Genomic DNA, 12,196 nt, shown 5'->3' with positions numbered 1-12,196 from the left:
CACGTCCACCGCGAACGGGGTGACTCAGGCGCGCCGCCGAACGAGTGCAGCGAATCAGGCACGAAACCTCCTCCAAGGACCAGGAACAGTCGTTTGATCCCCCTGTCCATAGCGGGGATCGCATCCGCATCCTGCCCTGAACTCAGGAGAAATCCATGAGTTTTTCAGTGGCGCTTCGCAATTCGTGTCCAGAGAACTACGACGAAACTATGGCGAACAGCGGGAAAGCCCACTACAAGGTGTCCAATGATCGTCCCTGTCGCCCCGTTCGAAAACGATCGATTTCCGAACGGTGAGTTTGTCGCCCATGGGCAACAAACCGCCTGCACGAAACTCCCGCTCCAGGCTCGGCAGGCGGTTTGGTTGTACCGTCAGACCATTCTCGAGCAGGGACAACCACGCCGTCGCCGAACCGCTCACGCTCGACGGCGGCCGACCCGGGTGTTGATCGCGCGCATCGTGCGGCTCAGCTGATTGTTCGCGCCACTGGCGTCGTCGTAGTTCTGTCAGACCATCGTGTTGCGGCCTCGTGTGTGGGTCCCGTAATGGATTTCGTACACGTCGTCGTCGATACGGACGGAGTCCTGCCTGATCTGTTCGCGCCAGAGATCGGGCCATTGAGTGGTCTGCTCCGACCACCGCAGCCCTTCGAGCGGCACGCCCGCGAGATCGACTTTCCGCAGGTCAGCACCGATGAAGTCGTTGAGCATCTGTTCGAGGCAGACCAGATAGCTGGCCAGCTGATTCAGCGGCTCGGCGAGGTAGGGGGCCCAGTCGATCGACAGGTTGTCATCCATCGACACATCGGGAACCTGGTTCCTGTGATGAGTAGACATCCCTTGGAATATCGAGCGGAAGGAATCACGCACATAGTCAGCGACCGCGCCCGTCCATCGATGCATGGACGAGATCGCCGCGAAGTCGGTGACCGGGACGACTTCTAGTTCGGTGCTCTCGCCCGCCTTCCGAGAACCGAAGCCGATGACGTTGTCCACCCCGTGCTGCGGCGTCTCGTCCTCGATGTTGTCTGTGATGTCGGAAACAGCTTTCCGGACGCCGTCGAGCACTTCGTAGATGGCATGTGCATCGAGAAACGCCTGCCTGCCTTCGTCTTTGAGAGCGCGAAGTAGTGCGTGCTTCTGGTCCTTGGACAGACCGTCGTCGGCACGGATCTCCTCGTCGGTAGCGATGCGCCACCGTGCTGCGGCCGATCCGGGCAGCAGAGTTTGGACATGGATGACGAGTGTTTCGAGCTGGTCCAGTTCGATCGTTGGCTGGCTGAGCAGCGTGGTGACTTCTCGCGCGGCGAACCCACATTTGGCGGCGTAGTCGCCGCGCAGCGCCAACCGGATCGGCAGGGGCATGCGCGCCAGTTCATCCGATGCCCATTCCAGCGTGCCGGGTGCGTGTGGCTGCTGCGCGGCGTCGGGAAGGGGAAGGAGTGGTGTCGGCAGGATGGCGGCGAGGCCGGCCTCGATGTCGAGCTTGTCGTGGACTTCTTCGATGAGGCTGCGGTGGCGTTCGGCGAGCAACACTTCTTCCAGGCCGGCCTCGATGTCGAGGTGTTCGACGAGTTCGGCGTAGAACTGATCACGGTGGGTGCCCAGCCAGTGGATCACCGCCGAAGGGTCGTGCAGGAAGTCGGTCATTGCTGTGCCCCCTTTGCCAGGGATAGCGCCACGGCGCATCGAGCTTTTCGTAGGTTCGACCGCACTGTGGCGGCATTGAGTTGCAGTTCACGGGCGATCTCGGCGGGTTTGTAGCCCTCCATCGTCCAGACCAGGATCTGCCGCTGTCGTGGCGGCAATGCGGTGAGCGCTTCCTGGTACGCAGTGGATTGGAGCCAGTCCTCGACATCGGTGGAGCAACCCAGCAGCGCTGAGTGCTCGGCTTCGTCGATGCGGTCCGGCTCGAGCGCGGCATAGCGCCGAACGAACTCACGGCCGGCCACGACTCGGGCCCAGGCCATGGGCGAGTCGACCTTGGACCACGATTGCCAGAGCTGAGTCATCGTGTCCTGGGCGATATCGGCGGCGTCCGCGAAGCGCGCGCCCTGCGTCACCAGGAACCCCACCAGGTTAGAGATGTTCGTGCGATAGAAGGCGCTGAACTGCTGCTCCAGATGCTGTTCGAGGTTGGGGGACAGTGGGGCTCGCAGGCCCGTCTGGTCGTATTCCTCGGTCATCAGTCACGCTCCACACGCCGCTTGCCCACGGTCACGCGGGTGTGCAGGCCTCCGGGGCCGTCCTGCGACTCGGCGCAGCTGTGGTCGGGCAACGCCTGTACGAGCTCGACCATCTGCATTCGATGTTCCCTGTGCCGCATAGCCTTCCATCGAAGCCGCAGGCCCAGGGCCACCAATGATGCGTTTCCCGCGATGCCTGCTGCCAGGCCGATAAGGGTCGGATTCATCCGGCTCCCCTCCTTGTGCTGTTCGTTGCTGGGTAGAGGGAATTTGGGGGCAGATCGTGCACTCGGGAGATCAAAAAGGTTCTCCGCTCGCTACGCGCGGGTTCTCGAACTACTTCGCCGAGCAGACCTGGATTACCGACCCGGCTGCTGTCCTCGGCCGCGAGCACCAGCCCAAACCCGTTGGCGGGCTGCGGGTGCGGTCCCGGGAGGCGATCGACCGGCTCGTCGGCGACAAGCGCCAGCCCCTGGAGGATCGGATGCTGTGGTCGATGCTCTATGCCACCGCCACTGACCGACACTCGATCTCAGAACCAGCTCACTAGATCGGTAGTGCGCCGCGGCGGGGGCGGTGGCGGAGGTGTGTGGGTACGGCGAGTACACCCGTGCCGTGGATGCGGGTGTGGGGGCCGAGGGTTTCGAGGTCGACGGAGAGTTGGCGGGATGCGGCTCGGGCGCCGAAGACGAGGTCTTGGATTGGGGTTGCCGAGTCGAGGTCGTCTTCGTCGTCGGGCAGGTGGCGGGGGTGCTCGCGCAGCATGGCCACGTATGCCTGGATGCGAGCGTCGTCCGCGGGTGTGGCGCGTATTCCGTTGGTTTGCAGCCAGGCGTGCAGTTGGTCGAGCGGTGCGGTGGGGGCGATTTCGTCGGATCGGTGGATTCGGACGGTGCCGGAGGATACGCAGTGCATGCGGATGTCACCGTCCTGTGCGAGACACCATTGGCTCCAGGACGCTTCCGGTGCGTAGCTGTCGGGTAGTTGTTCGAACCACTGTGCGGTGCCGAACCGTAGGCTCAGTTCCGCCATGCGCAGGTACATGTCGAGCCGCCGCTGTTCGGGAGGTGTGTCCAATGCGGCGGGCAGCGCTTTGTCCTTGTGGAACACCAGCGTCCAGCCGTCGAGTGCCGGAGTGACGAACACCTGGTGGTAGTAGTCCTGGTTGTAGGCCCGCACGGTGGCCTCGGCGTTCCAGTCGTCGAAGCCGTGCAGGCGTGCCCAGGTGTCGAGGTACATTCGCATGGGGTGCCGACGCTGCCATGGCGTGAATCGCAAGGGGGCGAAGCCCATTCGCAGGGTCGCGGGAACAGGGTCGCAGAGGTCGAGTGCGTCCAGGACGGCATGCTGATCGGTGGTCGGCAGCGCGTACCACGATCCGGAAAAGCACGCGAAATCCAGCGGTTCGGGTACCTCGGCGCGCTGTTTGACGCGGATCAACCGCTCCAGCGTCCGCAGGTCGCGGGGAGGCAGCAGGTGCCAGCCGAATTCGGCCAGCATGGTCAGTGCGCCGCCCCGCACCTTCCGATGCGCTCGAGGTATCGATCGCAACGTATCGACCGCGCCGAGCCCGAACACCAGCAGTGACTCCATCGCGTCCTGGCGGATCTCGTCGCGCGAACTCCCCAGCAGTGTCACGACGATGGGCAGATGCCGGCACTCGTGGATGGCGACGTCGTCATCGTCGCCAGGGCAGAAGGTGCACGAGACGAGCGTCGCAGCCGACAACTCCGGCGCCCGGGTGTCGGGCGGGAGTCCGAGCGCGACCCAGAGCCGTTCGCGCAAACCAGCTTCCGGCCCTGCCGCGAGGGCGAGCACGAGATCGTCGAACGGTGCTGGCTCGCGCAGCAATTCGATGCAGTCCGGCCAGGCGTAATCGAAATCGTCATCCGCCAGCAGTTGTAGCACGACGTCGGTGAACCGGCCGCGGACCGTGCGCGGCCGCCATAATCGGCGGCGGATCCGCGGATCGGTGTCGGTGAGCACTCTCCGGAATTGTTCGGCGTCGAACCGCGTGATCACGAGGGCGAGGAGGTCGTCTCGATGCCGTTCGTCGACAACCCGTTCCAGGCCGTCCCAGATCTGTTGTCGCACAATCGGATCTTCGGCAGCGGCCTGTTCCCGCACGTCATCGAGCAACGCTGCCACCTCACCCTTGTCGAGGCGCCACCACCCGTCGGGGCTCAGCGAGTGTCCGGCCAGCAATGTCCGCAACCTGTCCAGGCCTGTCGTCTCCACTGCCGCAACCTAGCAGCGCGTGTCGGCGGCGGCCCGCGGCAGGCGACGACTGTCAGGACGACGCCGCGTAGCGGGTGACGAGCGCGGTGGCGCGGTCGCGCAATGAGTCGCGTAACCACTGTGGGGCAAGGGCTTCGGCATTCATCGCGAACTGCCACAGCGCCCATTCGGCGTGCCGTGCGTCTTGGAACGTCGCCTCGAGCCGTAGCCAGCCGTCCGCGTCGGGCTCTTCGACGAGGACGGCGAGCGCGGTGCGCAGCAGTTCCTCGCGCTGGGCCGGGTGCAGCCGCAGCAGCACGGTGACTTGGTCGCCGCCGGTGCGAAATCGGGCGCTGCGTTCCTGCCAGGCACGGTCCAGGTCGACCCGGTCGGGTCGCTGTGCGGGTTCGGGGAGTTGCTCGGCGGCCAGGATCCGCGACAGCCGGTAGGTGCGGTCGGCGCCGGACCTCGTCGCCAGCAGATAGACCTGGTCGCGGACGGTGACCAGGCCGATCGGGTCGACGGTGCGCCACTTCGGGTTCTGGTCCACGGCCGCGTAGTGGATGCGCAGTTTGCGCCCGGCGAACACCGCGCGACGCACCTCGGCCACCACGGAGTCGGGCGCCTCGTCGGCGACCACCCGTCGGGCGAGCAGATCGGTCTCCGGGTCGATGAGTAGTCGCTGGGCCGCGCCGGTGGCGGTGGCTCGGTGGCCCTCGGGTAGCGCGTCGACCATCTTGCGCATGGCCGAGGTGAGCGCCGAGCCGAGGCCGAAAGCCTGTGCGCCGCGCCGTGATCCGGCGACGAGCAGGGCGAGAGCCTCGTCGTGATTCAGTCCGGTGAGCTCGGTCCGGAATCCGGGCAGCAAGGCGAAACCGCCGTGCCTGCCGCGTTCGGCGTAGACCGGGACGCCCGCGGTGGACAGCGCCTCGATATCGCGCAGCACCGTGCGGGTGGATACCTCCAGCTCGCGGGCCAGTTCGGGCGCGGACAGCCGACCGTGCCTGCGCAACAGCAGTACCAGCGAGACCAACCGGTCGGCGCGCATGCGGAAAACTGTACCGGAATACACGACACAAGATGTCGTGATTAGTTGGCAGGCTTACCGGCATGACAAACGAGCAAGTGGCCACCGACCCCAACGACCTGGGCAAGTTCTTCATCGAGCGCGCCAATGCGGGCGACGTCGACGGGCTGGTGGCGTTGTACGAGCCGGACGCCGTGCTGGCGTTCCCGCCGGGCAACATCGCGACCGGGCATGCGGAGATCCGCAAGGTATACGAGCAGTTCGTCGCGGCCGCGCCGGTGCTCATGCCCGGCAGGCAGCATCCGGTGCTGGCGAGCAGCGACTTGGCGCTGACCGCGTCGACACTGACCACCGGCGAGATCACCGTCGAGATCGCCCGCCGCCAGCCGGACGAATCGTGGCTGTGGGCCGTCGACCAGCCGGTACTCGAGCCGTAGTGGGACGGCGGCGGGCAGGCACGACCGAGCCCGCCGCCGCCCGGCGGCGCATCGCGACCATCGGCGTCTACGGTTTCACCGCCGAGTCCTTCCTCGAGCGGCTCACCGGCGAGGGCGTCGCGCTGCTGCTCGACCTGCGCCAGCGCCGCGGCGTGCGCGGCCCGGACTACTCGTGGGCGAATTCGGTACGCCTGCAACGTGCGCTGGCCATGGCCGACATCGGTTACCGGCACGTGAAGGGGCTGGCGCCGACGACCGAACTGCGCCAACTCCAATACCGCGAGGACGACCGGCAGGGTGTCGGCAAACGCAACCGCGTCGCGCTGGCGCCCGCGTATACCGACCGCTACACCCGAGAGATCCTCGCTCCGTTCGACTTCGGCGCGCTCGTTGCCGAACTTCCGGGCGATGCGACGGTCGCCCTCTTCTGTGTCGAAGGCGATGCGGAGGCATGCCACCGCTCCCTCGTCGCGGCGCGCCTGCACGCCGAACACGGTCTGCCGGTGACGAACCTGCGTCCGCGCTGAAGCGGGGGCGGGGGCAGTTCGGTCTGGGGATACGTACTCCGGCGGAGCGGAGCTTGTGCTCGAAAAGCGTGGCCGCACGCGTTGTGGCCTGCTGTTCGCCGTGATGGGCGATCAGGGTGTATCTGGTCGCGGTGTCGGTGCGGGCTTGCAGGGCGGTCACGACTTCCAGGTGGGCCGGGTTGGCGAGGTAGTGGTCGGCCATGGCGGTGGCGAGCTCCTCGACGCTGGGGTCGTCGGGCGGCCAGGCCGGCGCCTCGGCGGCGCGCTTGATTCGGCCATGGTTGCTCCTCGAAATCTGTTCTCTCCGTGCCGGCGTCGTGCCGCTGCGACGAGCCTGCCCCCTGACCCGAGGTCAACCTCAACGAGGATCTAGATCACCGCGGTTCAGCGGGTGCGGTCGTAGACGGCGGCGATCTCGCCGAGTTCGCCGCGTTCCTGGTGGGTGAGTTGCCAAGTCGTGTTGGGCAGGCCGTCCTCGAACAGGCGCTGGCCGCCGCCGGCGATCTCGGGGGTGATCAGCAGATACAGCCGGTCGATGAGGTTCGCGGCGAGGAGCGGTTTGATGACGCTCGGGCTGGTGTTGACCAGGATCTCGCCTTCGCCGGTGACCTTCAGCTCGGTGACGATATCGGCGGGGGAGGCGTTCACGACGCGGGTGCCGGCCCACGGCAGTTCGTTCGAAGTCCGTGACAGGACTACCTTTTCGGTGTCGAGCAGCCACTTCGCGTAGCCGCGGTCGCGCGGGTCGGCGTTGTCGTCGGTGGCGACGGTCGACCAATAGCCGAGGAAGCCTTCGGCGCTGCCGCGGCCGAGTACCGCCGTTGTCGCGTGTTCCCAGATGCGGTTCATGTGGTTGCGGGCGATCTCGGTGCTCGCGTAGCGGACGATCGCGCCCAGGTCGGCCGGCCCGCCGGGGCCGTGGTAGCGCCCGTCGAGGGTGAGGGCGATGTTGGCGGTGACGGTGCGTGTCATGACTGTGCTTCCTTCTCTGTGTTGTGTCGTGCGATGTCGGTGAGGTTGTCGAGGACCTGGCCCCAGCCGGTTTCGATGCCGGCGATATAGGGGACGGCGTCGACGGTCGTTTCGGTGATGGTCAGATCGAGGTGCAGCCGCGTCCCCTCCGGGACCGCGGTCAAGGTCAGGTCGTAGTGGCCGGTGAACGAGATCGCGCCCGCCGTGTCGAGCACCGAAAGGTCGAATACGAGGTGCCCGGGCGCCTTCGCGGTGTGGACTCGTCCTTCGGAGCGGTACTGCTGCCCCTCGGCGTCGCGATAGTCGAGCACGGCACGGCCACCGCGTTTCGGTTCGATGACGCACGCGGTCACCGTCATCGGCGTCGGGGCCAGCCACGACGCGAGCAGGTCGGCGTCGACCCAGTATCGCCAGGCGAGATCCCGCGGCACGGCCAGCACTCGCTCGAACGAGAACGCCCGCCCGTCGGCCCACCGTTCCCGGTCCGCGACAACGGATTCCGCCTCGATCGCGGCACGGTAGCGCGCGACGACGGCACGCTCACCGGCATGCGCCTCGATCGTCTCGACCAACTCCCGAAGTCGGCGCTCCAGCGCCGACAACGGCTCCGCGTCGACCGCGTACACGCGACGCTGCCCGAGCGGAAACACCGTCACGAGCCCGGCCCGCGCCAACGTCTGCAGATGTTTGGTGGTCTGCGGCTGCCGCAATCCGGTCAACTCGGCCAGCTCACCCACCGACCGTGGCCGCTCGGCGAGCAACTCGACAATGCGCCACCGCGCCCCGTCCCCGAGTGCTGATGCGATCCCTTCCATGCCCAAAGTATTCACTACAGAGAATATTCCTGTCAAGGAATACTTCTGCCGACCCTCGCGCGATGTGAGAGGGTGGGGTTTCACTCGTGAATTCGGTTCTGCCGAGGCAGTTTTCGAGTGCGGAAGAAATCCGGATGGAGGAGGGCTCGGTGGAAGCGGCGTTCGATGTGGCCGACCTGGTGGGGCATCGCTATCGCGTGGACGACTTCTACGAGGTGGGACGGGAGAAGATCCGCGAGTACGCGCGAGCGGTGCAGGACTTCCACCCGGCGCACTGGAGTGAGGGCGCCGCCGAGGAGCTCGGGTACACCGGCCTGATCGCGCCGACCACCTTCCTCTCGACCGTCGCGATGCTGGCCAACCGCAGGCTGCTCGGGACCGTGATGTCCGGTTACGACATGTTCGTGCAGACCGATCAGGTCTTCGAGATGTACCAGCCGGTGCGCACCGGCGATCGGCTGGTCAGCGATGTCGAGCTGTCCGCGGTGCGCCGGGTCGCGGGCAAGGATCTGCTCACGATTACCAATACCTTCAGCGACCGGAGCGGCGCGGTCGTGCAGATCATGCACACCACCGTGGTCGGTATCACGGGCGACGACGTCGACGCCGATATCGGCGACATGGTCGAGCGCGTGATCATGAGTGGACTCGACGCGACAACGCCGGCCACCAGCGCGCCCGCGGATGATACGGATTCAGTTGCTGCCGTGCATCTTTCGTCGATCGCACGCGCGCGTGCGCCACGTACCGCGCTCCGATTCGAGGACATCGCCGTCGGTGACGAGCTGCCCGCTCGCACCGCTCGCCTGACGCGCGGAGATCTGGTGAATTATGCCGGGGTCTCCGGGGACGCGAACCCGATCCACTGGCATGCGGAGGTCGCCGCGCTCGCGGGGCTTCCGGATGTGATCGCGCACGGCATGCTCACCATGGGGCTCGGCGCCGGATTCGTCACCGGGTGGCTCGGTGATCCGGGCGCGCTGATCAGGTACGGCGTGCGGTTGTCGAACTACACGGTCATCGAAGCCGCCGCCACCGGAAGCGTCGAGTTCACCGGGCGGGTCAAATCGGTTGATCCCGAGGGTAGGAGCGCGGTGGTCGTCATCGTGGCGAAGTCCGCTGGGCGCAAGGTGTTCGGGCTCGCCACCGCGGATGTCCGCCTTGCGTGACCTCGGTGATCGCATCGGGGGCGAACCTCGCGAAGGTCGGTGCGCCGGACGGTGCTACTGCTTGCGGCGGGGGCGTAGGGCTGCGTAGAGGCCGAGGGCGGCGGTGACGACCAGCCAGACCGCTGCGCCGAGGCCCGCGGTGACGGCCGTACCCCAGAGCATGATGAACGGACCGTATTCGGCCACGCGGGCCCAGTATCCGCAGGGGCCCACATCTCCCGGGATGGTCGCGCATTCGGGGTGGCGGCCGGACGCGAAGACCAGGGTCGCGAGCATCGGAAGCGCCACGGCCACAGCGAGGATGATCGCCAGGCTGCGGAGGGGGCGGAAGGAGACGGCCATGCGGTCAGACCATAGCCGGTGGGCGCCGGTCGGCGCCGACCGCGATTAGACTCGCTGAGGTCGGCGCAGGCAGGAGGTTCTCGGGTGGCCGAAATTCACCAGACCACAATGGTTCCCACGAAACAGGAGTTGCTGACCGCCTGGTTGCCGACACGGTCCTGGTATCGCGGCGACGGCGCGCCGGTGCTGCGGAAGGCGGGCGGATTCCGGCTGGACGACCCGGCGGGTGCGGTCGGTATCGAGCTCATGGTGATCACCGACAACGCGGGGGAGCGGCCGGTCGGGTACCTGGTGCCGTTCGGGTATCGAGGCGCGCCGCTCGACGGCGCGGCGGACGCGTTGATCGGCACCTCCGAACACGGCGTGCTCGGCACACGCTGGATCTACGACGGCACGCGTGACCCGGTCGTGGTCGGTCAGCTGATCGCGCTGCTGGCCGGTGCGGCGCAGCCGCAAGACCAGAACACCAGCGATGCGCCCGACACCTCCGTCGAGGTGAGCATCGCCGACATCACCCTCCTGCCAACAGAATTCGACGCGCTCTCGGCCGAGGACACCGCCTCGGACACCATCGTCACCGTGACGATCGGCGAATCGGACAGACGTGTGGTGCACATCAATCGCGCGCTGCTGCCGGTCGACGAGCGCCCCGTCGCCGGATCGGTCACCGCCCCATGGCGTCTCGCCGACACCGTGACCCGCAGCGTATTCGTCACGGTCGACGTCTGAGCGTCACTGCGCTGAGCGCGACTCCCCGCCGCTGAGGTCGGCAATGACCGGGCACTATCTGCTGCGGTGAGCGGTGGTTGCGCCCGAGAGCAGGCCGCCGGTCATCGTTCGGCTCGCGGCGCAGCAATACGACACTCCCGCAGCGCTGCGCACCCGGCTGGATCGCGCGGTCGTGGCGGTCGCCGACCGGCAGGGGCTCGGCGACCGGGACAGATCACAGGCAAACAATCCGCTAACCATGGGGTGCGGCCATATCATGGATGCCATGCCCGCAAACGAGGATGGCGAGCGTGTGCATGTGCTGGGCCGCGGGGTTCGGCAGACGGTTCTGCTGGCCGGGATCTGCTCCGTGGTCCTCGGCGTGGTGATCGCGGTGTGGCCGGACAAGACCATCGCGATCGCGCAACTGCTGATCGGGCTATCGCTGGTGCTGAGCGGCGCGCTGCAGATGGTCCTCGGTTTGACCGCGCGCATCGCGCCCGCCCTGCGCGTGATGGCGTTCTTCAGCGGCATGGTCTCGGTGACGCTCGGCGTGCTGTGCCTCAACGGCAACAACTCGATACTGCTGCTCGAGGTGTGGATCGGACTGGGCTGGGTGTTCCGCGGTATCACCCAGGCGACGGTCGCGGTGTGGACCGACGATCTGCCCGAGGCGGGGAGGCAGGAACTGTTCGGGCTGTGCACGCTGGTGGTCGGTGTCGCCATCATCCTCGTCGAGATCAACTCGCTCACCCTGCTCGGTGTCGTCGTCGGCTTGACCACGATCGCGCTCGGTGCGACGGAGCTGCTCACGGTCGCCTCGGTGCGGCAGGACGGCATTCACCTGCCAGGCTCGGCCCGGATCCGCTGGCCCGCAGCCGGTACCCGCTAGCCCTGGTCTGATGACCAGGTAGTCCGGCGACACGAAACGAGTAGCGCGACACTCGGGGCTCCCCTTCGAAACAGGAGCATGCTGGGTTTCGAAGGGGAGGAACGGAGGGAAGGAGCCTCCTATGTACGGGGTCGACATTCATCGGCGCAGGCGGGCCTGCGCGACCGAGACCGGCGTCGCGGTCGGCACGCACGGCATGACGGTCTTCGGGACCGGCATCGACTGCTATCTTTCGCACCGCGCGAGTTTCCAAGCGCCCGACAACTTTCAGATCCTGCTCTCGATCGAACTCGACGAGCGCGGTCAGCGGGCACTCGGCACGGATCGGCGCATCGGCTATGACGGCGTGCACACCTTCGAGCCGGTCGGCTTCCCGCTGGCCGAACTCGATCCGCGCGGCGACCGTCCGCGCACCGAATTCGACGGCACCCTGGTGCGCGGGCGACCGGAGCGCGGCGGCATCCCGATCGCCAGGGATGTGCGGGCCACCGTGCGCTCGGTGGTGTATTTCGCCGAACTCGATCCGGTCAGGCCCGGTGAGGTGTTGACCCATCTGTGCTTCGGGCGGCCGGGGCGGTTGTATCTCGCGCACCGGATCGCGCGGCGGCCCAGCTTCGATCAGATCGTCTCGGCGCGCCTGATTCCCGGCACTGTCGCCGATCTGGCGGGGATTCCGCTGCGCGACGACGCGGCGCGGTTGGGCTTCCCGCACGCGCAGCCGATCATCCTCGGCCAGCGCGAGTTCAGCGGTAATCGGTTGCGGGTCGGCGAGATCGCGGTCGCGGCGTTCAACGCCACCGCACCGTTCAGCGGTGAGGAAGGATTCCTGGTCGAGGTCGCCATCGACCGCCAGATCTACCTGGAGGTCGCGGACCTCGTCTGAGCGGCGTATGTCAATACACCGC

15 protein-coding genes are annotated in these 12,196 nt (G+C 66.9%); 7 read left to right on the top strand and 8 right to left on the bottom strand.

Annotation, left to right across the window (positions count from 1 at the left end; genetic code table 11):
• Positions 1-506: 506 nt before the first annotated feature.
• The 3 genes from ACIG5A_RS06680 to ACIG5A_RS06670 are packed head-to-tail and all read right to left on the bottom strand — an operon-like array spanning position 507 to position 2,412.
• Positions 507-1,649 (bottom strand): hypothetical protein, encoded by a 1,143-nt coding sequence (locus ACIG5A_RS06680; RefSeq protein ID WP_397238473.1) that lies wholly within the window; start codon positions 1,647-1,649, stop codon positions 507-509.
• Positions 1,646-2,185 carry an RNA polymerase sigma factor gene (locus ACIG5A_RS06675; RefSeq protein WP_397238471.1) on the bottom strand — a complete coding sequence of 180 codons (540 nt, stop codon included), beginning with the start codon at positions 2,183-2,185 and terminating at the stop codon, positions 1,646-1,648. The genes ACIG5A_RS06680 and ACIG5A_RS06675 overlap by 4 nt, the downstream gene beginning before the upstream one ends.
• Entirely contained in the window at positions 2,185-2,412 is a 228-nt protein-coding gene (locus ACIG5A_RS06670; RefSeq protein ID WP_397238469.1) for a hypothetical protein, read from the bottom strand. Before ACIG5A_RS06670 ends, ACIG5A_RS06675 begins: the two co-directional genes overlap by 1 nt.
• 56 nt (positions 2,413-2,468) lie before the next feature.
• Between ACIG5A_RS06670 and ACIG5A_RS06665 the strand changes: the two genes are divergently transcribed.
• A complete protein-coding gene (locus ACIG5A_RS06665; protein ID WP_397238467.1) occupies positions 2,469-2,735 on the top strand; it encodes a hypothetical protein in 267 nt (88 codons plus the stop codon).
• Here ACIG5A_RS06665 and ACIG5A_RS06660 read toward each other — a convergent pair.
• Both ACIG5A_RS06660 and ACIG5A_RS06655 read right to left on the bottom strand, forming a co-directional pair.
• Positions 2,732-4,423, bottom strand: coding sequence for a hypothetical protein (locus ACIG5A_RS06660; RefSeq protein ID WP_397238465.1), 1,692 nt, complete (start codon positions 4,421-4,423; stop codon positions 2,732-2,734). The two genes, ACIG5A_RS06665 and ACIG5A_RS06660, sit on opposite strands and share 4 nt — an antisense overlap.
• Before the next feature lie 52 nt (positions 4,424-4,475).
• Positions 4,476-5,450: a helix-turn-helix transcriptional regulator gene (locus ACIG5A_RS06655; protein ID WP_397238463.1), complete on the bottom strand. Its 975-nt coding sequence runs from the start codon at positions 5,448-5,450 to the stop codon at positions 4,476-4,478.
• A 62-nt stretch (positions 5,451-5,512) separates the two neighbouring features.
• Between ACIG5A_RS06655 and ACIG5A_RS06650 the strand changes: the two genes are divergently transcribed.
• Both ACIG5A_RS06650 and ACIG5A_RS06645 read left to right on the top strand, forming a co-directional pair.
• Entirely contained in the window at positions 5,513-5,866 is a 354-nt protein-coding gene (locus tag ACIG5A_RS06650; protein ID WP_397238461.1) for a YybH family protein, read from the top strand.
• Positions 5,866-6,393 carry a DUF488 domain-containing protein gene (locus ACIG5A_RS06645; RefSeq protein ID WP_397238459.1) on the top strand — a complete coding sequence of 176 codons (528 nt, stop codon included), beginning with the start codon at positions 5,866-5,868 and terminating at the stop codon, positions 6,391-6,393. Before ACIG5A_RS06650 ends, ACIG5A_RS06645 begins: the two co-directional genes overlap by 1 nt.
• Positions 6,394-6,777: 384 nt before the next feature.
• Here the strand turns inward: ACIG5A_RS06645 and ACIG5A_RS06640 are convergent, their stop codons facing one another.
• Both ACIG5A_RS06640 and ACIG5A_RS06635 read right to left on the bottom strand, forming a co-directional pair.
• A complete protein-coding gene (locus tag ACIG5A_RS06640; RefSeq protein ID WP_397238457.1) occupies positions 6,778-7,365 on the bottom strand; it encodes a dihydrofolate reductase family protein in 588 nt (195 codons plus the stop codon).
• Entirely contained in the window at positions 7,362-8,180 is an 819-nt protein-coding gene (locus ACIG5A_RS06635) for a metalloregulator ArsR/SmtB family transcription factor (protein WP_397238455.1), read from the bottom strand. The genes ACIG5A_RS06640 and ACIG5A_RS06635 overlap by 4 nt, the downstream gene beginning before the upstream one ends.
• Before the next feature lie 134 nt (positions 8,181-8,314).
• Between ACIG5A_RS06635 and ACIG5A_RS06630 the strand changes: the two genes are divergently transcribed.
• A complete protein-coding gene (locus ACIG5A_RS06630) occupies positions 8,315-9,349 on the top strand; it encodes a fused (3R)-hydroxyacyl-ACP dehydratase subunits HadA/HadB (protein ID WP_397238453.1) in 1,035 nt (344 codons plus the stop codon).
• Positions 9,350-9,403: 54 nt separating this feature from the next.
• Here the strand turns inward: ACIG5A_RS06630 and ACIG5A_RS06625 are convergent, their stop codons facing one another.
• A complete protein-coding gene (locus ACIG5A_RS06625; RefSeq protein WP_397238451.1) occupies positions 9,404-9,691 on the bottom strand; it encodes a hypothetical protein in 288 nt (95 codons plus the stop codon).
• Positions 9,692-9,799: 108 nt separating this feature from the next.
• Here ACIG5A_RS06625 and ACIG5A_RS06620 point away from each other — a divergent pair, with 108 nt between their 5' ends.
• The 3 genes from ACIG5A_RS06620 (at position 9,800) to ACIG5A_RS06610 (ending at position 12,174) form a co-directional block, all read left to right on the top strand.
• The gene (locus ACIG5A_RS06620; RefSeq protein WP_397238449.1) at positions 9,800-10,420 is read left to right on the top strand and encodes a 1,4-alpha-glucan branching protein; all 621 of its coding nucleotides are present in this window, start codon (positions 9,800-9,802) and stop codon (positions 10,418-10,420) included.
• A 265-nt stretch (positions 10,421-10,685) separates the two neighbouring features.
• The gene (locus ACIG5A_RS06615) at positions 10,686-11,291 is read left to right on the top strand and encodes an HdeD family acid-resistance protein (protein WP_397238447.1); all 606 of its coding nucleotides are present in this window, start codon (positions 10,686-10,688) and stop codon (positions 11,289-11,291) included.
• Between the two features lie 121 nt (positions 11,292-11,412).
• The gene (locus ACIG5A_RS06610) at positions 11,413-12,174 is read left to right on the top strand and encodes a hypothetical protein (RefSeq protein WP_397238445.1); all 762 of its coding nucleotides are present in this window, start codon (positions 11,413-11,415) and stop codon (positions 12,172-12,174) included.
• Positions 12,175-12,196 lie beyond the last annotated feature (22 nt).

This window comes from Nocardia sp. NPDC052566 (assembly GCF_044547285.1).
Taxonomy (GTDB): Bacteria; Actinomycetota; Actinomycetes; order Mycobacteriales; family Mycobacteriaceae; genus Nocardia.
The sequence above is the reverse complement of the archived record's forward strand: the minus strand, read 5'-3'. Positions and strand labels throughout refer to the sequence as shown.

Bases quoted from the DNA above. Each gene is read 5' to 3' on its own strand.
- ACIG5A_RS06680 (WP_397238473.1), bottom strand. From the start codon at position 1,649: ATGACCGACTTCCTGCACGACCCTTCGGCGGTGATCCACTGGCTGGGC.
- ACIG5A_RS06675 (WP_397238471.1), bottom strand. From the start codon at position 2,185: ATGACCGAGGAATACGACCAGACGGGCCTGCGAGCCCCACTGTCCCCC.
- ACIG5A_RS06670 (WP_397238469.1), bottom strand. From the start codon at position 2,412: ATGAATCCGACCCTTATCGGCCTGGCAGCAGGCATCGCGGGAAACGCA.
- ACIG5A_RS06655 (WP_397238463.1), bottom strand. From the start codon at position 5,450: ATGCGCGCCGACCGGTTGGTCTCGCTGGTACTGCTGTTGCGCAGGCAC.
- ACIG5A_RS06650 (WP_397238461.1), top strand. From the start codon at position 5,513: ATGACAAACGAGCAAGTGGCCACCGACCCCAACGACCTGGGCAAGTTC.
- ACIG5A_RS06640 (WP_397238457.1), bottom strand. From the start codon at position 7,365: ATGACACGCACCGTCACCGCCAACATCGCCCTCACCCTCGACGGGCGC.
- ACIG5A_RS06635 (WP_397238455.1), bottom strand. From the start codon at position 8,180: ATGGAAGGGATCGCATCAGCACTCGGGGACGGGGCGCGGTGGCGCATT.
- ACIG5A_RS06630 (WP_397238453.1), top strand. From the start codon at position 8,315: ATGGAGGAGGGCTCGGTGGAAGCGGCGTTCGATGTGGCCGACCTGGTG.
- ACIG5A_RS06625 (WP_397238451.1), bottom strand. From the start codon at position 9,691: ATGGCCGTCTCCTTCCGCCCCCTCCGCAGCCTGGCGATCATCCTCGCT.
- ACIG5A_RS06620 (WP_397238449.1), top strand. From the start codon at position 9,800: ATGGTTCCCACGAAACAGGAGTTGCTGACCGCCTGGTTGCCGACACGG.
- ACIG5A_RS06615 (WP_397238447.1), top strand. From the start codon at position 10,686: ATGCCCGCAAACGAGGATGGCGAGCGTGTGCATGTGCTGGGCCGCGGG.
- ACIG5A_RS06610 (WP_397238445.1), top strand. From the start codon at position 11,413: ATGTACGGGGTCGACATTCATCGGCGCAGGCGGGCCTGCGCGACCGAG.